The sequence below is a fragment of the Bradyrhizobium sp. USDA 4510 genome, assembly GCF_054059095.1.
Window position 1 is genome coordinate 473348 of the sequence record NZ_JBSSBT010000001.1, and the last position, 20488, is coordinate 493835.

The window sequence follows — 20488 nt, forward strand, 5'->3', positions numbered from 1 at the left end:
ATCCGTGCTATCATCTGTTCTGTGTTCGATCGCCAGGGCGGTGCGCGTCATCGAACCGATCGCGTCAGTGGTGATACCTCCCGCCGTGGTGGTGACCGAACGCCCGTTCTACATGGCATCGCCTTCCATTCAATAGAGATTCACGTGCTGTGGCGGACAGACCGACAAAGCGGGAAGCTGCACACTGTTTGGCAAGCAATAGAGCAAAGGCCGGGCCAATTGCCCGATGGCCCGCGCAAGGCCGAACGACGCGCCAACCGGACGCAAAACAAACCCGGCCCGGTTGTTCTGGCCAAACATCAAGCGCCGGCATGTCGTGGGCACGACGTTGCGCACGAAAGCCCACAACGGTTGGCGCCAATTAGCAACTTACAGGGAAGGACGGATTGAGCTGCGATGATGCCGAATAAACGTTCGCGAGGGCTCGCTGGTAGAATCTCGCTCTACACCGCAAATGGCTTGGCAATATTTCTCATGGTTGCGAGCCGAGAATTTGCGATGAGCTCCTTGGAGTACACTGTGCCGAAGTAGTCCAGGACGAAGGTGCCAGAATAGCGTAGATTTGCGCTCGCGCGGATTAGGTTATCGAGAATTGGGCCGACTTGCCCAATGCGGTCGCGATAGCGCGCGCGGATGACGTTAACAGCGTTCATCGAGTGAACCGCCTCGTCGGCAATGATCTCCCGCAGCCAATGATGAAATTTAGTGTTCCCAAGGCCGTCATAAAACGGCTTTTCTGCTGCGTAGGCGCGGCAAGTGCACATCTCGTCAAATGCGATCATAACCATGAGGGAGAATTCGTCCGTTAGGTGCTCAGTGATCGGACCAAAATCATGCGGTCGAGCGTCCAATCTCTCTCGAAGATCCCTCTCGGCTCCATGAGCGACAAGTTCAATGATGCGGATGAAGCCATCGGTGTGGCGCTCTTCATCGATCGCCCAGGCGTCGAGAAATGCCGCAGCTTCATCGGTAGCGATGAGGTTTCGGTCGGCTAGTTCTTGTTTCAGATATCGGGCGTCATACTCCGTATACAGATCAGGCCACAATTTATCCCAGCGTGCGCGTATGGCCGATGGTTCGGCGGTGAACATCGCAGGCGTAAGAGCGTTGAACAATTCTTTTGGATTCCAGTTCCGTCGAACCGGCGTGATCATCCGAGTCCCCTCGTCGCGAGCGCTCTGGCGGACAAGTCGTCTGCTTGACCTCCCGAACCCAAGAACCATATTAGCTACATACAGGCACGTCGTCGCCTCCTAGTTTTGGTAGGGGCTATTCCGGGCATACACTTCCCGGCGTACCAGTGTCCCCTTTAAACAGCCAGTACAAGCTCATCGCAGTGCGAAGCAAGCCGATACGCTCATGATGACCGCTGATTGGCTCGAACGCCGTCTCCGCGAAGCCCACTGAACCGTTCGCATTGATCAATACGCATAGCATCGCTAGGCCACCATCGGCCGGCTGCTCGGGCGCGCTATATCTTGAATCGCTACCAGTTTTCTGTCGCGCAGCTTCGAGCAATGGGGCACGCGCCCAAGCAGCGTATTGTGCTAGGATGCTGGTCAGCGGTTGAATAGATCCGAACATCGGAACGATGAGCAATTGCTCCCCGTCGATCGTCATCGCTGTTCGGCACGAGAGCTGCCATTCGCCCTCCACTGCTGTCGCTCTGCCGTGTCCGATTTGATACTTTCATGTCTCGACGGCGACGCCGCAGTAGCAGGGCGTCCGGAGCGCTATATCAAGCACGTGTCTTTCCTGTTCGTGGACGGCAGCCTCTCAGGGATCTTTTATGGCACGTCGTTTGCTCGTCGAGCAAAGGGACCAGATTGGCCCCGCAATTGTAGGCGAGAGCACAGACGTGCCAATTGGTGACCACGAATGACAGGCGGGGGTTCTGCTCAGGCGTCGTCGTCCATATACAACGACAAAGGAGATGATGATGACGAAAGAGAATGGAATAAACAATGACATCGGCATTGCAGCCGGCGCGTTTCAGGACTTCACCAAGCGAGTCATCGGAACGCAAAACGAGCTTTTGAAAAAGTACTCAGAGGCCTATTGGCACTGGCAGGAGCGCCTTCAAACCGAATCGACACAATTGACGGAGTTCTTCAAGGAAGTCTCCTCCACGACTTCGGCGCCCGACCAGATCGGCGTTTCTTCAGGCCTGGGTGAAAGGCGCCAAGCAGCGGGTCACGGAGGATTTTATCTATTCAATTGAAACCGCGAAAGCTCTCACTAATGTCGGACTGCAGGCTTGACTGGTTCCCGGCCATCGCAAGGTAGCGGCCTCGTAAACACCTGGAAGATAGGGTGACGGCTGAACCGCTATGGTGTGCCTGGCGATTCGTGTACCTATCGACCACATATTGTCTCTTCCTGAGTCTTAGCGGCGGCTTACAGTCAGCCTAGTGTCGACAAGCCGCCGCACAGGCATCAAGCGCTGGCCGCGCCATCGTGATCGGGCCACGGCGTGCCTGCCGTCGCTCTGCGGTTGTGGGCGAGCGTCGGTCTCCGTCTTCCCTTCTAGCGCAAGCGACAGCACGAGATTGTTTCGCAACATCGCAACAGCCGTTCCTGGGGTGCGCGAAGTCCCGCGCACCATTCGGCTATGCCATTTCAAGACCGAACGAAGAGATGCAAATGGATTCGTTGCGCACGCTTGATTGCAGATCGTCTCACGACCGTGCACGCGAAGGAGGAGGACGCGCGGCGAGTTCCAACTTGCTGGCAAGTCTCGCCGATGCAATCCCTTGATCCGAGACAATGACATGGCTGTCTTCGTGCACAAGAATCGCCCTTCAGCGCGCTGTCTCATTTTCATCGGCCTCGGAAACACTTGAGCACTGTTGCATGATGGGTCACTGATGCGATTATGGGGCATGATTGCCATTCCACCAAAGACATCACTTTCCATGAAGGCCGTCCTCGCGCGGCGCGGCGAATAGTCGGTTCACCGTAAGCAGGCGGTGGGGGCAGGCATCAAGCATTCATGGTCCGCTCTTGCTCGCTGGACTATCTCGATCGGGCCAACGCCTGTCGGCCGTCGGTCTGCGATTGGGGGCTGACGCTCTCTGGCTCTGTCTTGCTGTCAAGTGCGAGCGATAGCGCGAGATTGTTGCGCAACATCGGATTTGCCGGGTCGGCCGCGAGAGCTTGGCGGTATAGCGCCTGGGCCTCCTGGTGGCGGCTTTGGTGATCGAGGACGACGGCTTTGGCGTTCAGTGCGCGCAGGTCGCCGGGTGACGCCAACAAGACGGTATCAAGCACCTCAATCGCCTCGCCCGGGCATTTACGAGCCAGCAGTTCCCGCGTCAGAGGAATCGCGGCATCGGCGTTGTCTGGTCTTTGCTTCAGCGCATCGCACAAATGCCGCTCGCCAGCGTCTCGAACGAGGGCGTGAGCGATTCGCTCTCGCATGGCGGGATTGATCTTCGCAACGCCGACCAACTCTGCTGTAGGCGTCTGCTGCGATGAAAGACCCGGGTGGTCCAGGTTAGCGCAGCCTGCGAGCAGCGAAACGGCGAGAACTGGGAGAAAGGCTGAGCTCGCGTGCGGACGAAAGCTACGCCGGCACCGCAGAATGTCGATTTCATACGACTTCATAAGTTATCTCACGCCCACAGCTGTACTCGTCAGCCGGCCGCACGGAGAGGATCGCGATGCTCTCCTATGGGGGTCCTGTCCTTGCCAGCGGAAAGTTTGACGGAGCCAATCGGCTGGACCGTGAAGTCCGCGGCAAGATCCTGATACGAGAGAACGGGCAGATCGATTCCGTTACGGGTGAGGAAGCCGCGGACGAAGCGCCGGATATCCATCGAGCCAAGAATGACTGGCTGGCTCTGACTCCGCGCGAGGCTCGCATGGATCTGATGGAATTGTGAAAGCAGCATCTCGCTTTGCCGATCTTCCAAAACAAGATAGGGGCCGACAGCGGTTTCGCGCACGGCACCACGCACGATATCCTCGGTTTCGCGCTCGACGATAAAGGCAGCGACAACACGATGGGCGTTGGCATAGCGATGACAAATCTGGCGCTTCAGACCGGAGCGGACATATTCGGTCAGCAGCACGGCATTCTGCTCCCGTTCGCTCCATTCTGCGAGCGCCTCCAGGACTAGGCGAGTGTTGCGGATCGGGATGCCCTCGTCCAGCAAGCGGCGCAGAACGTCCGCGATGCGGGGGATCGGCGTCGTGCGCAGCACCTCCTTCACGAGATCAGCATATTCTTGCTCCATCCGTCCGAGCAGCTGACGGGTTTCTTGAATGCCCACCAGGCGTTGAGCATAGCGCCTCAACGTCGACTGGACCCGCAAGGCGATCACATCGCTTGCACGGTGATGCCCTATTCCGGCTGCTTTGAGAGCAGGAGCATGAGCTTGTTCGATCCAGATCCGGTTCGTGTCTGGGTCCTGCCGAAAGGGGATTCCGCTCAATTCAATGTTTACCGCGTCGTCGTTGAGCAAGAGTTGTGTCGGCTTAAGGCTGTCCGCTTCGACGGGCACTCCCTCGACATCCACCCTGAATTGCGAATCCGCCAACTGCTGGTCGACTTGGGTTGGAATGCGCGGAATCGCGATGCCAAGATCAGATGAGACCAGTGCCGAAACCCGTGCGATGCCCTGCTCAAGGTCTGCTTTGTCGATCGCTTGTGTCAGGTTCGGCGCCAGCAAGAGCGTGATCGGAAGTGCTTCCGCAGGCACGGGTTGCTTCTGACCCTGTGCGGAAGTGGGAGCCGCACCGGTCGAACTGGCGCCTGTCTTGATGTCCGCTTTGCCATCCTGCATACCAACCTTGAGAAAGCTCGCCGCACAGAAGAGTGCGGCCAAAATGACGAAGGGTGGCAAAGGGAAGCCCGGAACAAGCCCCATCACAACGAGGACGCAGGCGGCCAGCCGTAGCGCTTGTGTGCTGGCAGTAAGCTGGTTGACGATATCGGCGCCAAGATTAAGCCTAGAGGGACCGTTGACGCGAGTGACGATGGTCGCCGCTGTAATTGAGAGTAGCAGGGCCGGAATCTGCGAAATGAGTGCATCGCCTATAGTCAGGATGGTGTATTGATGCATCGCCTCCTCAAGGGACATGCCCTTAGAAAGCGAACCGATCGTGATGCCGCCCAGCATGTTGATGCAGATGACGATGAGGCCGGCGATAGCGTCGCCCTTCACAAATTTCATAGCGCCGTCCATGGCGCCGTGAAGTTGGCTTTCTCGCTCCAGCGCGCTGCGCCGGCTGCGGGCTTCGTGCTGATCGATGTGGCCGTTGCGCAGCTCCGCGTCGATAGCCATCTGCTTGCCGGGCAGGGCGTCGAGCGTGAAGCGCGCCGATACCTCTGCGACGCGTTCGGCCCCCTTAGCGAGAACCATGAACTGTACCATGGTCACGATGAGGAATATGACAATTCCGACGGCGATGTTGCCCGATATGACGAAATCGCCAAACGTATGGATGATGCTGCCGGCATCGCCTTCGGCGAGTATCAGCCGCGTCGTTGCAACGGTAAGTGCTAGACGAAAGACTGTGGAGATAAGGATGACGCCCGGCAGCGACGAAAAGTCGAGCGGCGTATTGAGATAGAGGGCGACCATCAGCAGCAATATGGCAAAGCCGAGATTGAAGCCGATCAGCATATCGAGCACCACGATTGGCATCGGCATGATCATCATTCCGATCGCCAGAAGCAGCATCAACGCGACCATCAAATCCGGGTGAGACGGTGCGCGGGCGACGAGATTTCGTAGGTTCCTGGCCATGCAAAGCCTTATCGTTTGACCGGAGCCGTGCTGCCCCGCAATGAAACATAGCGCTTGAAGGTGGCCTGCGCCTCGACTATGCGGCCAGCCTGACGCAGAGCATGGCTGCGTAGCAGGAGCAATGGCGGGCGCGACGATGGCTGATCATCAAGCACGTCCAGCCTGTCCAATACCGATAGCGCTTCCTCGCCGAGGCGCTCTGAGATGAGAGCATAGGCGAGGATACGAAGCAGCTCGACGTCTTGAGAATGTTCGTGAACCACGGGCCGTAAAAGAGCCAGGCTGTGTGCGCTCTGCCCGCACGCAAGGTGGACATAGGTAAGCGCGCAGAGCAAATCGCGCTCGGGCCCAGAGATCGGCACCACCCCATCGGTTTTGAAAACATTTGAGGACTGGGTAGGTGTGAAGTGTTGCACTCCGCGCGGATCTGGCATTGCTAACCTTGGATCAAGCCGTTGTGATTCTGCCGGAGCAGGATTAACCGCCGTAGTTCCAGCCGCAGAAGCGCGGCCCCTTCGCGTGCCACCGAGCCCTCTGGCGCGGCTGACAGCGCATCGGCCAGGCGCTCGAGGAGAAGGCCGTGTTGCTCTGGACGCACAACATGCGAATGACGCAGGCGGGGCGTGACGAAGGAGAGCAGGCTATCCGCGAGATTGGGGCCGTTCAGCCATGCAAGTTCCGAATTCGTTCCGATCTTATCTGCGTGCTCGGTGGCATCGGTGGGATTGATCCGCGAGATTGGATCGATTGACTTGAGTTCGAGCGCGTTATCGATCGTATTGGCAGCCAACCGCTCCTGCGCCGCGCGGTCCTGGACAACTGACGTGTGAGCGTTACCGCCTTTTCCATGGACCTTGTCGATGCCGATGCCACTGGCCTGAGGTGTGGCCGGGGCGACGGCAGGTGCATGATGCTCGTTGTTGATTCCCTGAAAGGCGGTGCCAAGCTCTACGGACCGCTGCGGCAGCCTAGTCATGAAACGTTCCTTCGTTGCCCGAGGGCTAAAACTTTAATAAGATAGAGCAGCAAGCTGGCCATTGCGTGTCAGCAGCACACGTCCGTCCTCGATCTCCTTTACGGTCCATCCATTGCTCAAGATCGCGCCCACGAAATACTTTTGACCAGAAATGACCAGGTAAGGGTCGTTTCCGCGCCAAACCGCCTGGACGGCAATCGCGGGGGGCGTCTTCTCATCCTTGATGGCGACCGCGCTGACGAGCGTATAACCACCATTGCTGTCGACATCGAATCGCTGCTGGACTTCCCGCCATTTAGCGAGCGAGGCAGGCGTAATGGTGCCATCGGCCGTCACAACGCCCGGCCCAGAACCGACTTTGATACCGAGCAGGCCCGCTGCATCAACTTCCCCTTGCAGCCGTCGAGCAGCTGCGTCGGCGGCCGGAGCATCAGGGGCGGCGAGCGCGACTTTGGGGCCAATGTCCGCGGCGGAGGACGAAGTGCTCGGTACTGCGGCGCCGTCGGACTGGAGAAGGCCCGTTGAGACAGTGCTAACTGCGGCAGAGCTGATAAGGACCAAGGCGAGCACGGTAATCGGTACATGCCGGCGACCGGTAGAGCCGGCTTGTTGAGAGCCATCGATCGACAAGCGAATGGACATCGCGCCCATACGGATGACGGCAGGAAGAGGGAGAACAACGATCTCATTTGGCGAAATAGAGTCGCGGCCCTCGATCGCGACGTCTGCGGCAAGGGCCTCGATCTCGATCGAGCTGACATGCCAGCTGACGCGAAGATGGTGCGGTTCGAGGCCTTGCTCGACGAAGACCAAATCAGCATCGAGGCTGCTGCCAATCAAGCACGAGCCGCCCCCCGCCTTGCCGGTCAGCCCGGAATAAGACCCCGACAACACTTCGAAAAGCGGGGAAGCTGGTTCATTCACGGTCGCCTCCTGAATGAAGAACGAGACCGTACGGCAAGCCGTACGGTCTGTTGCGACTTCACAGATTATGCGGCCCGCAAAAGCGGGAAGGACATAACGGCGTCCCGCTTCATCCGTTACTGCACCCGCTCGTCGGCCACCTTCTTGACGGTCGAGAGCTCTGTCGTGACGACGCGAAGTTCCACATCCCTTTCAGCAGCCTTCGTGCTGGTGGCAGTCAGTGCGGCGAGTTGCCTGTTGAATGCCGCTTCTCCGGCAACTTCAGCTGCGGTGGAACCCGCGGCTGCAGCAGCAGTACCAGCTGCGCCACCTGCAGTCGAGGAATGGGACGCACCAACCTTATCAGCCATATTGTCTCTCCTGTTTGTTCGAACATTGCCGCGACTTGCGGCTCTCATTTTCCTGACACCGCAACATGCGAGGTCAGGAATCCTCCTCTGTCTCGGCCATGGTATCGTCGAACTTGCCCATTGCACTACTTGCAAGTTGGAAAACGACGGAGCCGAGAGCGACGTTGAACGCTTGCTGCATAGCGGCGGCTTGCGAGCCAGCGTCTGGACTAGACGTGCCGCCATCTACGGGAGCTCCTGCACCAGTCGATCGACCATGATCATCGTGCTCACCAGGGCTCCGGGATCCCTTTTTGGCGCCGCCAGCCGCATGGAGGTCGGTATCAAGGTGCCCAGCGCCGCTTGTGCTGGAAATACGCATCGGGTGTCTCCTACTTCAAACTTCGTTCGTGCGGTGGAAGGAGTCTCCATCATGTTTACTATGCAAGCGTTAGCTTTCGACAAGCTGACGAGCCGCAGAAAATACAGTGAGCTCATTGACGCTGCTTCTGCTCAGGTGGCCTCATATGTCGGCACTAGGCCGGCGAAAGCTGCAGATCAGAGAGTTGGTACAAGAACCTCGCTGATGTGGCACTTGATCAGGCAGCCCGCTGATCATTCAAGCGCAGCTTTGGTGAGCGGAATGTAAGCGCCAGGACGGATAAAATGGGCTTGATCATTGATGTAGCCCAATCTGAGGGGAGGAATACTCGCAACTCGTTCGGCAATTTATTTGCCTCGAGCGACTCAGCGACTTGTCTCCATCCCCGCTCCAGGGCGGCAGGTTAAAGGTGCTTATACGCGTCAGAAACGAAGCGCGATCCTCCAGTTCCGCTCGTGGCAAACCCATAAAAATCGGTCCACTTTATCGGACACGATCGGGAGGCGTCGGAGACAAGGACCTTGAGCCTCACGAATCACTCATGTGGTCTCGATCCGACGGCGTAAACTGGTGAGGTTTGCAGCTCCGCCCGGTTGGTGGCGGCGTAAAGTTGACAGCTCGCGACGGGTGGCGCCATCAGTACGGCGAGATCCATCAGTACGGCGAGATCCATCAGTACGGCGAGATCTTCGCGTTGGCATACGCGATGTGAGAATGTCGGTCGGGCGCTCGAGTACAGCCGACAAATGCGCCGGTTTAGCTATCGCCAAATACGCTCGTCGGTGTAAGCATCGAATGTCGGCGGAGCTTGCGGAAGCTGCACCGCGCGGACGACTGTGCGCGCGGTGGCCTCGCAAGCTAGCCTTTCGTTCCAGCTTCACCCTGTGTCGATAGCGCCGCTACGACTAGGCGTAGGCACCTGCAGCTTGCGTGCGCTCGGATTCAATCCGTGCCTTGAGGTTATCCAGATAGTTCTCCGCGTAGGACTGAGCCATCGACACCGGCAGGTTGATGCCGGCCGTCGCCGCTTCTTGAATTGCCTGCTTCACCAAGCCTTCCCGTATCGCTATCTTGACCTCGGGGCCGGCGATGCAGCCCACGGCCTGCGCCGCGAGACTGAGCCCGGCTTCCGCCAGCGCCTGTTTTATGTTGCCACCGGTGATCGCGGTGTGCAGAAGATTTGCAGCTTGCGCCTCGGCCTCCATCACCATTGAAGCAAGATCGGCCAGCTCACCCAGCCCTGGAATAAAGCCGAGTACACCAACGGCCGTCGCTGTCCAGTCGAGCAGCTTCGAGCCGACCTTCAGCACGTCATCAAGTGCATGCATGAGGGCGCCACCGTTCTTCTTGGGAGACTTGATGTCGGGCTGGTCTGCCACGCCATCCATCATGTCCGCGGTAGCCTCCTGTTCGGCAGGCGTTTGAGCGGCATGCGTCTTCAACTGCGGAGCAGCGCGGTTCGCACCAGACATGTTATTGAAGAACTGCTTGAAATCATTTCCGCTGATGTTTCCGGAATCAACCGTGTGGCCGCCGCCGAAGTCGAAAAACTTGTGGTGGGTTTTGTAGCCGGTAATCGCGTTGTTCATCAACCCAAACAGCACAGGATCCGAGAGCAGCTGGGAGGCCGCTTTTCGTACCTCGGGAGAAAGATTCTTGTCGTCCACCATACTCGCGAGCTTTTCCCGGGTCAGAACGCCATTTCCAAAGAAAGCGTCCTGGTTGTTGTTAATCGTGTCTAGTGTGCTCAGCTCGGGTCGGCTGAGACTCATCGATGATGAAGCGACCTGCAAAAAGTCCTCTTTGTGGACCTTATCGATCGAGCCGCCGTATAACTGCTTCCATTGATCCGGGTGGTCGAGAAAATATTGAGCCGCCGCGAGGACCTGTGGGGGGCATTTGCCAATGTCGGCGTTGCCGTCCACGATGTGTCTGAAATCCGCAAGGCTCAAGTTCTTGGGCAGGTTATCGGAATAGCGGTAGAGCTCGCGCATGGCATCGGTCAGGGTCATGACCGATGGCTCACCATTTCCGGTCCCGTCGGATGGTATGTAGTTCTGCTCGTAGGTCCGCGCCCGCTGCTCTTGGAACGCGGCAACTTGGGGGTGGTGATCGGAAAAGCCGCAGAGATCGCCCACCTTGATCTTGCCGCCACAGCGGCCGTCGCCTTGCGAACCGATCGCATAAAAGAGCTCCGGGTCCTGTTGCAGCGCTTCGATCGCCGCCTTTAGATCCGGCGGTGTCGAGGGATCGTTGGCCAAATCTCCCAGGGACTTCCAATCAAGCGGACATTTGTCCTTGTGGCGGTTCAGGACAGAGACAATCTGCAGTTCCGCATTAGTCAGCGTGCCACCATTCCAGGTGATCCTTGAGCTTTGTACGGGTGCCTCCGCAATGATTGGGCTGCTCGCAGCACAGGACGGCTGTGGGTCATCCTGATATGCATCCAGTGCCGCCCTAATCTCTGGTGGAAGAATACTCCGCGTCTCCCGCGTGAGTTCCTCTGTCAGTTGCTGGGCTGCGTCTGTCGGCACCGGCTCCTGCGGTGCGGAATGATCGCTAGTCGCGTCCTTCGACGCGAGGCTGACCAACATCGCCTGAAAGCTGGAAAAGTCCTGCGCCGAAGAGGGCGGGGCGGGCATTCCGGGTAAAGCCACAGTTGAATTGGCGGTTGGCGATAGGTCGACTGACATTATACGTTCTCCGATTTAAGGGTGCACCACAAGACGGTCACCTAGTTGCGGCCCGAGATCGCGACGAACAAGGAGTGTTGAGCGGCAGAGTTCAACAGGTCCTACCACTTGCATCCTGTTGCTCGGTGCGCCTCCAGCGCTCAGTTCCGCGACCATCCATGGGGACACCGCCGTCTTCACGCCGTATGCTAGGACGGACAAGCTTTCGAGAAGCTGACGGCGCTCAGACGATTTCGACACGATTGATGACATGGCCTTGCCAGTAAGGCCGGACGGATTTTCAATGCCGGTGTCAGCTTTGTATGGTTGCGTTGACTTGGCCTGGTGCAATTCCCGTCTGCCGATCCGCAGCATTCGTTGATTTGGTCTAACGATCTCGCAAGATCTCCGGAGCATCTCAAGATGGGGCACTGGTTTCGCGCTCGATGATCATCAGGTGACGAAGGCTCGTCAGCTTTCGGTCAGCTTGCGTTTCTAGGGTGCTGGCCCATTCGCGCTCACGAAGGTGCCAATCTCATCACGTGACAAAACGGTTCTTCTCATGTTGCCTGCCGTTGCCTCGATCTCTCTCAACCCGGCTGAATGGTTCTCCAGCGGCTGTTTATCGGTGCGGGACCAGTTTCATGATAGTCTTGCGCAGGCAGCTTCGAAGCAAGGTGCAGCTTCGTGGGCCTGCCGCCTGGCATCCGGCAGGTAAACCGGAAGGTAGGGATCATTTCGATTCGGCCTTGACGAACCTGTGGGATGTTGGCGATCGCGTCATTCAGGTTTCGCTCATCTCCAAGGGCGCCGGCGCCGTCAGCTTATCTCTGAATAAGCTTCTATCGGTGGGCTGAGCGGGCTGATGGTTTCTTCGCACAACAGCAGGATCGCTCGCGCCGCGACGCGCAGAGGGGGTGATGCGCTTGTTCACTTGCCACTTCTGCTACCGCATCGGCGGATGTAAGGGCCTACACCCTATATAACCAAAGTGCAGGCGGGTACGAAGGCAACAGCCGTCGAGCTGCTTGCAAATGAGAGGAGACATTGCGTTGCGGATAGATTTCTCGCGCATCAATCGGTCTAAAGCTGCATTCCACGATATTTATGCTTCGGATGATCCGAGGGCATATTTCTCGGTCCTCGGAGACCTGGATTATATGATACCGGACGTGGCTGAGCCGGTTGTGCGCCAAATACTGGCAGCGAAAGCTTCGGCCACCGGCCTCAAGCCCGTCGTGCTCGATGTTGGTTGTTCGTACGGTATCAATGCAGCGGTGCATCGCTTTCCGCTGACCTTCGCGGGCTTGCGTCACCGCTACGCCCGGCGTGAGATGAGAGCGATCAGCTCTGAGACATTGGTGAGTCTCGATCGCAGTTTCTATGCAGCCTGGCCTGATGTCGGGTTGGCACGCTTTATCGGCCTCGATGTGTCGGCAGCGGCGGTCAGCTATGCGAAGAATGTTGGCCTTTTAGAGCAGGGCATTGTCGCTGACCTTGAAAAGGAGGCGCTATCGATGGACAGCGCGCGCATTCTCCGCTCCGTGGATGTTATCATGTCGACCGGATGCATCGGCTACGTTACCGAGAAGACGTTCGGCGAGATTCTCGATGCGGCAGAGAAGCAACCATGGATCATCTCCTTCGTGCTACGAATGTTCCCATTTGAATCGCTCGCCGCGACGTTCGCAAACCGTGGTCTTGTGACAGAACGTCTTGCCGGCGCAACGTTTATCCAGCGTCGCTTTCGCGATGCTGAAGAATTTGAGAGCTGTTTGGCCAGCTTGGCGGCCCTTGGCGTGGATGCCACCGGCCTCGAATCGGAAGGGCTGTTTCACGCCGATCTGATCTTGTCTCGCCCCGAGGCGGATGCGCGCGCCATGCCTTTGGAAGACATTGTCACTGTCGCCAGCGGCAGGGGACGGCCGATCGGACCCCGTTACGTTCATGTTGAAAGTAAGGAGGGCTTGCAGGTCGCGCTGGAGCCGTGACAGGCGTGGGACCACTGTGCAGCGCGATTCGGTTCGGGGCTGGATGCAAGGCCATTCCGGTCGACGGCGCGCCAGAGCCGATGTTGTTCGCCCGCGAGTGGATAACGAATTCGTCCAGATGCCATTGGTCGCGGCGAGCAGGAGCGCTGCGAATCAAATCAAGCGTCTGGCCGAATTGCTCCTCTACTGACGCGCCGTTTCTTAGATTCCATCAATGCGACGTGCGAGCCAGGAATTCCCTCGACCTTTGCGCAGGCTTGACGGAAACCGGTAATGCAGCCCAACGGCATATCCAATCACCTGCAGCAGAAGCCGACAGCGGCGACAAAGTCGTCCGGGCTTCGGTATGTTTTTGCGTTTCAATCTGGATCTCCCCAGTTGACGAATCCCGGCGAGTAGTGCCTATGTCTAGCCAGTCACGGTCTTCTGGCCCCAACATTTTGTAGGTCGGAAGCTAAGAGGGAACCCGGTGCGCCGAACGGCTACTCCGGGGCTGCCCCCGCAACTGTAAGCGGCGAGCGGTTGTCATCATGGTCACTGGCGCAGCACAGCGCCGGGAAGGCCGACAGCCGCGGCGACCCGCGAGCCAGGAGACCTGCCGCGACTGAACGAAAGTCCTCGGGCGGGGTGCCCCGTTGGGTCGCTTGCAGCCGGAGACGTTTGACCGGTTTCCTCGCAAGTCATCCGCGCAGTCCCCCCCGCCTAACATCGCGGGGTTGCCGATGTCGCCGTCTTACGATTTCGATCAGCATGGTCATCTCATTGAGGAGCCGGCGCGCGTGAGGTCGCAGCCATTGCAGGCAGAGCCCAGCGCGCCTGAGTTGTGTCTTGTGCCGCCGCCGTCGCCGGCCCCGCTGCCGTACCCCCTTGCGCCATCGCCAAAGCCGGCCGATCTCAAGCTCGATCGGACGCGCGACGACCTGTTGACGCCGTTCGGCAAGCTGACGCTGAGCGACCGTTATCTGCTCGCCGGCGAAATGATCCAGGACATGTTCGCGCGGGTGTCTTGCGCCTTCGCGGATGATGTTGCGCATGCCCAACGTCTCTACGATGCGATGTCTCGGCTGTGGTTCATGCCAGCCACACCGGTGCTCTCCAACGGCGGCACGACGCGCGGCCTGCCGATTTCCTGCTTCCTTAACTCGGTGTCGGACTCGCTCGAAGGCATCGTGGGCACCTGGAACGAGAACGTATGGCTTGCCTCTAACGGTGGCGGCATCGGCACCTACTGGGGCAATGTTCGCTCGATCGGCGAGCAGGTGAAGGGCGGCGTTACCTCAGGCATCATCCCGTTCATCCACGTCATGGACGGCCTGACGTTGGCGATCAGCCAGGGCTCGTTACGGCGCGGCTCGGCTGCGGTCTATCTCGATATCCACCATCCCGAGATCGAGGAGTTCCTCGAGATCCGCAAGGCGTCCGGCGACTTCAACCGCAAGAGTCTCAACCTGCATCACGGCATCAACGTCACCGATGAGTTCATGCGTGCCGTAGGCGCCGGCACTGCGTTCGCTCTGCGCAGTCCGAAGACCAAGGAGGTTATCCGCGAAATCGACGCCCGCCAGCTGTGGCAACGCATCCTGGAGAACCGGCTGCAGACGGGGGAGCCTTATCTCTTGTTCATCGATACAGTGAACCGCGCGCTCCCCAAGCACCAGCGCGAGCTCGGCCTCAAGGTCTCAACGTCCAACCTGTGCAGCGAAATTACCCTGCCGACCGGCATCGATCATCGCGACGAGGAGCGTACCGCCGTGTGCTGCCTGTCGTCGCTCAACCTCGAGACCTGGGACCAGTGGAACGAGGAGCCTGGCTTCATCGAGGACGTCATGCGCTTCCTCGACAACGTGCTGACCCACTTCATCACGGTGGCGCCGGGCGTCATGAAGCGTGCCCGCTACGCCGCCTTGCGTGAGCGTTCCGTCGGCCTTGGCGTCATGGGCTTCCACTCGTTCCTGCAGGCCAAGAGCATTCCGATGGAAAGCGTCGTGGCCAAGTCGTTCAATCTGAACATGTTCCGGAAAATCCGTCGCGATGCTGATGCGGCATCCGTGACGCTCGCGCGCGAGCGGGGGCCGTGCCCGGATGCCCTGGAACGAGGCGTGATGGCCCGCTTCAGCCATAAGATCGCGATCGCGCCGACCGCCTCGATAAGCATTATCTGCGGCGGCACCAGCGCTTGTGTAGAACCCATCCCGGCCAACATCTACACCCATAAGACCTTGTCCGGCGCCATCTCGGTGCGTAATCGGCATCTCGCCAAGCTGCTGGCCGCCAAGGGCGCCAATACTTCGGCGATCTGGCAGTCCATCATCGCCGCCGAGGGTTCGGTCGCCCATCTCGACATCCTCTCGGAAATCGAGAAAGCGGTCTTTCGCACCGCCTTCGAGATCGACCAGCGCTGGATCGTCGAACTTGCCGCCGACCGCGCCGCGTTCGTCTGCCAGAGCCAGTCGGTCAACCTCTATCTGCCGGCTGACGTCGATAAATGGGATCTTCACATGCTGCACTGGACGGCATGGAAGCGGGGGGTGAAGAGCCTCTACTACTGCCGTTCAAAATCTATTTCGCGCGCGGCGTTCGCCGGCGCCATCGCCGATGGCGACAAGGCTGCGCCCCCGCAACCATCGCAGCAGCGCACCGACTATGAGGAGTGCCTCGCATGTCAGTGATCGATCTCTCGTCCGTCGATCCGCGTACGCTGATCGGCAAGCAGCGCGTCGGCCTCCTCGACTCGACCGGCAGCTACGACGTTGATCGCTACGCCTGGGCTTACGAGTTCTGGAAGCGCCAGCAGCAGACCCATTGGATGGGGGAGGAGGTGCCGCTCGGCGCAGACCTCAAGGACTGGGCGTCGGACCGCGTCACCGACAACGAACGTGCGCTGCTCACCCAGATCTTCCGTTTCTTCACTCAATCGGACATCGAGGTCGGCGACAACTATCTTAAGCGCTACATCCCGATTTTCCAGCCGCTCACCGTCCAGATGATGATTGCAGCTTTCACCAACATGGAGACGGTCCACATCGATGCCTATGCGCTACTGCTCAAAACGCTCGGTATGCCCAAAACCGAGTTCGAGGCATTCCGCGGCTATGCCGAGATGCGCGCGAAGGCCGACTACATGCACGAGTTCGGCGTCGGCACCGTGGCCGATGTCGCCCGGACGTTGGCGATGTTCGGCGCCTTCACCGAAGGCATGGCGTTGTTCGCGAGCTTCGCGATGCTGCTCAACTTTCCGCGCCACAACAAGATGAACGGTATGGGACAGATCGTAAGCTGGTCAGTGCGCGACGAGAGCCTGCATTGTGAGGGCATCATAAAGCTGTTTCACGAATGGCACCGCGAAACTGGCGCGGTGACGCGCTCCGTCCGTGACGATATCATCGACGTCGCCAAGACCATGGTGAAGCTGGAGGAGAACTTCGTCGACCTCGCCTTTGGCCTCGGCGAGATCGAGGGTATGAATCCCGAGCAGATCCATGCCTACGTCCGCTACGTCGCCGACTGGCGACTGACCCAGCTGCGGATTGCCCCGGTATTCGGCTTCTTCGAGGCTAAGGAGGGCGGGTTCATCCGGCTCAAGGCACATCCGCTGCCATGGCTCGTGGAGATTCTCAACGGTGTCGAGCACGCCAATTTCTTCGAGCAGCGCGCCACGGAATACTCCAAGGCGGCGAGCCGCGGCAGCTGGGATGGCGAAGACGGGGTGTGGGCAGCTTTCGGCCGGACGTAGTCATGCTGGAGCTAATCATCAAGGGCGATTGTGCATGTGACGATCGCGTTGATGATCAAGGCTGCCGACTTCGTGGCGTCGGCACAGCGGGACGGAGAGACTAAAACGACAGGAGGACGGCTGCGATCGTTCATCTCGAGCGTGCAGCTATTCTGACTTGACCGATTCTGTAATGATCAAGTGGGCTTAAACCAGGTGAATGGCAATATTTGCCGGCTGCGGGCCCGTACCAACTGCTGCTGCCGTCGCAATTTTTAATCTATCCGCTTCCAGGACGTGGCCCAGCCAAGGTACGGCCCGTCCCTAGCGGATACGCGGATCTTCCTCAGAGTCGGAGTCCAAAGATCTATTTTCAGCCGGCTCTTCAGGCCAAAGGGTTTGGTCCAGCGACGGTGTAAGACGAATGAAGCCCTCTTCTCTCCATTCGGCTGTGTGAGGCACGCCGAGAAAGGTAAAAACCTTTGTGGGGTGGTCCTTGCTCGGCTTCACTCCGCTGCGCTCAAGCATATCGATCTGAGCGGCTGTGGCCGTTTGGCCAGTGAAAACCCAGTAATCCTTGGCGAGACGTCCGTTCAGCATCCGGAGCTCGGAAAGTTCTGGTGGTGCAGTTTCGGACGGACCAGCCTGAGAGGGGCCCGCTTGCAATGGCCGAGCGTGGGTGGGACCGGCGTGCGATGGCCCGGCATGGGACGGTCCCTCCAGCAGTGGTCCAGCGTACGATGGCCCAGCGTGTGAAGGGCCGGCCACATTCTGCCATATCAGATCCTGATCGACACCAGGATGTGCCTCGATCGCCTGAGCGATCGTCTGCTGGGGGAGATATTGCGGGCTTTCCGGTTCTGGCGCGACGTGCTCCGCGCTTGGCGTAAACGGATCATTTTCCCGATCCAAGTCCGGCCAGGGATGCGCTAAATCCAGGTACGGAGAATAGGGGTGACCAGCATCCAAGTACGGTGAATAAGGATGACCTGCGTCCAAATATGGCGAATAGGCGCCTCCCTGCAGGACCGGCGGGGCTGCGTGCTGTGGCAGAGCACCAGCTTGCGCGCCACTGAGCCGCTGCTCAAAGCCGGTCGCGTCCATAGACGGTTCTGGTAAGTCGGGCTCTGGCCTCGTATTCGCTGGACCGATTGCATTGAAATCCATCCTGTTACTCCTTTTCGATGATGGAGCGGATCGAGCGAGACATGCCCTGCGGCTCTGACGCAGCCGGTTCGAAGGCTCTCATCGATATTTGAGGCCCCGAGCTTCCGTCAAAGATGGCGCTTGCCAGCTTCCGCTCGCGTCAAGGGTGGCTGGTTGCCCACATCCGTTGCGGTCGGTAGGAGGCCCCGCCGTCCAGCGTCCGCACGCCCATGGGAGCATTAGCTTTCGAAAAGCTGACGATCAGAAGGACTTGAGCCGATGCAGATTGGATCGACTTCGGCTCAAGCTGCCTCGCATCAATTAGGTCATTTCTGGCCTGTGTCAGCTCCACGCACGGTGCCGTCCTGACGCGGCGCGTCGGACGCATAATGCCCTTCCGGGCGCCCATCTCGAATAACCACGCTGGAGGAGCCACGAAACAACATCAAAACGGAATCCCGCGGCGGCCTTTCGGCGATGGCGGGATTGCGCCGCGCCTGCTCCTCCGCCACAAGACCCTTCAGCGTCTGGTCCACCAGCGCGATGAAGCGTGGCGGACCCGAAGCCAGGACAAGACCATCCCCCGGCGCCGGCTTCACGATATAGCGCTCATCGGAGATGTTGAGCGCCTCGAGCGCGGTCTTGAACGCATCGAAGCTGATCGGGTTCAACACAATCAGCCGGCTCTGCGCCTCGTGGGCTGCGGATATGTAAAGCACGAGGCCGTCGTAGTACCATTGAAGATTGTACAGGTTGGTCAGACGCTCGAGGAAGTCGCGCGGCGGCAGGTCCGGCATTCGCCCGCGAATCCGGCCCTTCACTTCAGTGCTGACATTGACCCTGATATTGAGATTGTTGCCGAACTCCTGCAGCGCGGCAGCAAGGTCCTGATCGAGAACCGTATAGCTATAAGGAGTCGAAGGCAGCGACAGGGGCGCGCCAAACGCGCTCACCATTGCAAGACAAATGAGAGCTCCGGCATAGAGACTGCTCTTCAAACTTTGCGCCATCGTGGATCGAACGAGCATTCCCGAAGGCCTTCCACCTGAGAATTAAACCTGAAATTTCGTTCCAGCTTGGAAGCCAAACGTGATCATTAGATGGCGTAATAACCTCCATCTTCGTCAGGTTTTCGTCAGCTCACCAATCTACAGATTTTGATCTGTTCATCCGTCGAGAACGCTTGGTCTCACCAGCGAGCACAATGACTCCTTATATGATGTTAGGCGCAACGCCGATCTCTCCCAATTCAGCCGACTGCCTTTCCAATGCCTGTTCGCCGGCAGCTCCCGTCGAGCAGGCACACTTTGAGCAGTCTCTTGCGCAAGCGGTCTCAAGTCAGGGGCCTGCCTCACCAGTCGCGGACAGAGCTGCAGTCGTTTCGCCGGTACTGGAGGTGCAGCGCACGAACACGCTGGCGGTGCCGCCGGGCGATCGCGTTCTTCAAACTCTTTCCACCATGTACCACAGCCATGCCGTTGCTCCCGCGGTCGGTGGCGCGTCTTCTGCTGCGAGTGCCGTACAAGCCGGCCCCGCCGCGCGGCCGCTGTTGCCGCCGGTCGACATCAGCGCGCACGCGGCGGTTAAACCGGTGGCTGCGGATTTCGATTCGATGATGGTAAATCTACGGGATGTCTACCGGGACGTCGTTCAGGTTTCCCTCGTCTCCAAGAGCACCAGCGCCGTGAGCTCCTCGTTGAACAAGCTGCTATCGGCGGGCTGAGTGGAGCTGATGCCTGGTGTGATGCACAGTGGGGGTTGCGGCCGCCGTCAATGGTGGCGGCGGCTTCGCATTTGCCTTGCTCTGCCGCTTCTTGTTCCGTTGATCGGCTGCAAGGCTGATCTCTACAGCAAGATTCAGGAGCGTGAGGCCAATGAGATGCTTGCGCTTCTGCTTGGCAAGGGTGTCGATGCTGTTCGCGTTGTCGCCAAGGATGGAACCAGCACGATCCAGGTCGAGGAAAGGCAGCTTGCATATTCGATTGACCTGCTCAATGTTGAGGGGCTGCCGCGTCAATCTTTCAAGAATCTCGGCGAGGTATTCAAGGGATCGGGCCTCGTTGCCTCCCCGATCGAGGAGCGCGCCCGTTACGTTTATGCCCTCAGCGAAGAATTGTCGCGCACCATTAGCGACATCGATGGCGTCCTTTCGGCGCGGGTGCACGTGGTTCTGCCGAAGAACGATCTTCTGCGGCAAGACGCCACCCCATCGTCGGCGTCGGTTTTCATCCGACATGGTTCGAACGCCAAGCTCTCGGCGCTGTTGCCTCAGATCAAGATGCTCGTCGCCAACAGCATCGAAGGGCTGTCTTACGACAAGGTGGCTGTGGTCTTTGTGCCGGTTGAGCGAGCGCCGCTTGAGCAGCCGGCGCAGTCGGCAGCCGCTTCGTCTCAATCAACAAGGCCGGCTTCAACGCCGTGGCTTGCGCTTGGGGTCGGGGGCGCAAGCGCCGCATTCGTCATTGCATCTTATCTGTTGCTTGGCGCGCGTCTTCGTCAGTTCGGTCAATCATCGCGCAAACTTACCATGTTCGGCAGGCGTTCGAATGTGACCGCTGTCCAGGCTGCTGGCAAAAAGATCACCTCCGATGCGACATAACCAG

At 58.9% G+C, this 20488-nt stretch carries 19 protein-coding genes and 1 riboswitch; of the genes, 8 read left to right on the forward strand and 11 right to left on the reverse strand.

Annotated elements, in window-relative coordinates; translation table 11 throughout:
- Positions 1-443: 443 nt before the first annotated feature.
- On the reverse strand, positions 444-1154 hold the full coding sequence (locus tag ACVMDN_RS02240) for a hypothetical protein (RefSeq protein ID WP_456813733.1): 711 nt from the start codon (positions 1152-1154) through the stop codon (positions 444-446).
- A gap of 115 nt (positions 1155-1269) precedes the next feature.
- Positions 1270-1620 (reverse strand): hypothetical protein, encoded by a 351-nt coding sequence (locus ACVMDN_RS02245; RefSeq protein WP_069280068.1) that lies wholly within the window; start codon positions 1618-1620, stop codon positions 1270-1272.
- Positions 1621-1933: 313 nt separating this feature from the next.
- Between ACVMDN_RS02245 and ACVMDN_RS02250 the strand changes: the two genes are divergently transcribed.
- Positions 1934-2221 (forward strand): hypothetical protein, encoded by a 288-nt coding sequence (locus ACVMDN_RS02250; RefSeq protein ID WP_456843592.1) that lies wholly within the window; start codon positions 1934-1936, stop codon positions 2219-2221.
- A gap of 794 nt (positions 2222-3015) precedes the next feature.
- Here the strand turns inward: ACVMDN_RS02250 and ACVMDN_RS02255 are convergent.
- From ACVMDN_RS02255 to ACVMDN_RS02280, 6 genes are all read right to left on the reverse strand, one after another.
- Positions 3016-3606: a tetratricopeptide repeat protein gene (locus tag ACVMDN_RS02255; RefSeq protein WP_456835768.1), complete on the reverse strand. Its 591-nt coding sequence runs from the start codon at positions 3604-3606 to the stop codon at positions 3016-3018.
- A gap of 29 nt (positions 3607-3635) precedes the next feature.
- Positions 3636-5753, reverse strand: a complete 2118-nt coding sequence (sctV, locus tag ACVMDN_RS02260; RefSeq protein WP_069280065.1) for a type III secretion system export apparatus subunit SctV — start codon at positions 5751-5753, stop codon at positions 3636-3638.
- Between the two features lie 8 nt (positions 5754-5761).
- Positions 5762-6187, reverse strand: a complete 426-nt coding sequence (locus ACVMDN_RS02265) for a tetratricopeptide repeat protein (RefSeq protein ID WP_069280064.1) — start codon at positions 6185-6187, stop codon at positions 5762-5764.
- Between the two features lie 2 nt (positions 6188-6189).
- Positions 6190-6729 (reverse strand): hypothetical protein, encoded by a 540-nt coding sequence (locus tag ACVMDN_RS02270; protein WP_069280063.1) that lies wholly within the window; start codon positions 6727-6729, stop codon positions 6190-6192.
- Positions 6730-6762: 33 nt separating this feature from the next.
- Positions 6763-7653 (reverse strand): SctD/MshK family protein, encoded by an 891-nt coding sequence (locus tag ACVMDN_RS02275; RefSeq protein WP_069280062.1) that lies wholly within the window; start codon positions 7651-7653, stop codon positions 6763-6765.
- Positions 7654-7769: 116 nt separating this feature from the next.
- Positions 7770-8003, reverse strand: coding sequence for a hypothetical protein (locus ACVMDN_RS02280; protein WP_069280658.1), 234 nt, complete (start codon positions 8001-8003; stop codon positions 7770-7772).
- A gap of 256 nt (positions 8004-8259) precedes the next feature.
- Here ACVMDN_RS02280 and ACVMDN_RS02285 point away from each other — a divergent pair, with 256 nt between their 5' ends.
- Entirely contained in the window at positions 8260-8631 is a 372-nt protein-coding gene (locus tag ACVMDN_RS02285) for a hypothetical protein (protein ID WP_069280061.1), read from the forward strand.
- 638 nt (positions 8632-9269) lie between these two features.
- On the opposite strand, the gene ACVMDN_RS02290 is transcribed toward ACVMDN_RS02285, so the two are convergent.
- Positions 9270-10958, reverse strand: coding sequence for an HrpF/NolX family T3SS translocon protein (locus ACVMDN_RS02290; protein ID WP_081334768.1), 1689 nt, complete (start codon positions 10956-10958; stop codon positions 9270-9272).
- Positions 10959-11680: 722 nt separating this feature from the next.
- On the opposite strand from ACVMDN_RS02290, the gene ACVMDN_RS02295 reads away from it, so the two are divergent.
- The 4 genes from ACVMDN_RS02295 to ACVMDN_RS02310 all read left to right on the forward strand — a co-directional run bounded on the left by ACVMDN_RS02295 (position 11681) and on the right by ACVMDN_RS02310 (position 16760).
- Positions 11681-11893, forward strand: a complete 213-nt coding sequence (locus ACVMDN_RS02295) for a nodulation protein NolB (protein WP_141713661.1) — start codon at positions 11681-11683, stop codon at positions 11891-11893.
- Between the two features lie 177 nt (positions 11894-12070).
- Positions 12071-13027 carry a class I SAM-dependent methyltransferase gene (locus ACVMDN_RS02300; protein WP_176731416.1) on the forward strand — a complete coding sequence of 319 codons (957 nt, stop codon included), beginning with the start codon at positions 12071-12073 and terminating at the stop codon, positions 13025-13027.
- A 402-nt stretch (positions 13028-13429) separates the two neighbouring features.
- A riboswitch (cobalamin riboswitch) is annotated at positions 13430-13644 on the forward strand.
- Between the two features lie 162 nt (positions 13645-13806).
- Positions 13807-15696 (forward strand): ribonucleoside-diphosphate reductase subunit alpha, encoded by a 1890-nt coding sequence (locus ACVMDN_RS02305; protein WP_253603960.1) that lies wholly within the window; start codon positions 13807-13809, stop codon positions 15694-15696.
- The gene (locus ACVMDN_RS02310) at positions 15687-16760 is read left to right on the forward strand and encodes a ribonucleotide-diphosphate reductase subunit beta (RefSeq protein ID WP_176731415.1); all 1074 of its coding nucleotides are present in this window, start codon (positions 15687-15689) and stop codon (positions 16758-16760) included. Before ACVMDN_RS02305 ends, ACVMDN_RS02310 begins: the two co-directional genes overlap by 10 nt.
- Before the next feature lie 303 nt (positions 16761-17063).
- Here ACVMDN_RS02310 and ACVMDN_RS02315 read toward each other — a convergent pair whose 3' ends face one another.
- Both ACVMDN_RS02315 and ACVMDN_RS02320 read right to left on the reverse strand, forming a co-directional pair.
- Positions 17064-17339 carry a hypothetical protein gene (locus ACVMDN_RS02315; protein WP_069280059.1) on the reverse strand — a complete coding sequence of 92 codons (276 nt, stop codon included), beginning with the start codon at positions 17337-17339 and terminating at the stop codon, positions 17064-17066.
- A gap of 872 nt (positions 17340-18211) precedes the next feature.
- Positions 18212-18913, reverse strand: coding sequence for a secretin N-terminal domain-containing protein (locus ACVMDN_RS02320; protein ID WP_375167005.1), 702 nt, complete (start codon positions 18911-18913; stop codon positions 18212-18214).
- A gap of 191 nt (positions 18914-19104) precedes the next feature.
- On the opposite strand from ACVMDN_RS02320, the gene ACVMDN_RS02325 reads away from it, so the two are divergent.
- On the forward strand, positions 19105-19608 hold the full coding sequence (locus tag ACVMDN_RS02325) for a nodulation protein NolB (RefSeq protein WP_245314107.1): 504 nt from the start codon (positions 19105-19107) through the stop codon (positions 19606-19608).
- A 9-nt stretch (positions 19609-19617) separates the two neighbouring features.
- On the forward strand, positions 19618-20484 hold the full coding sequence (sctJ, locus tag ACVMDN_RS02330; protein WP_069280074.1) for a type III secretion system inner membrane ring lipoprotein SctJ: 867 nt from the start codon (positions 19618-19620) through the stop codon (positions 20482-20484).
- The last annotated feature ends 4 nt before the right edge of the window (positions 20485-20488 follow it).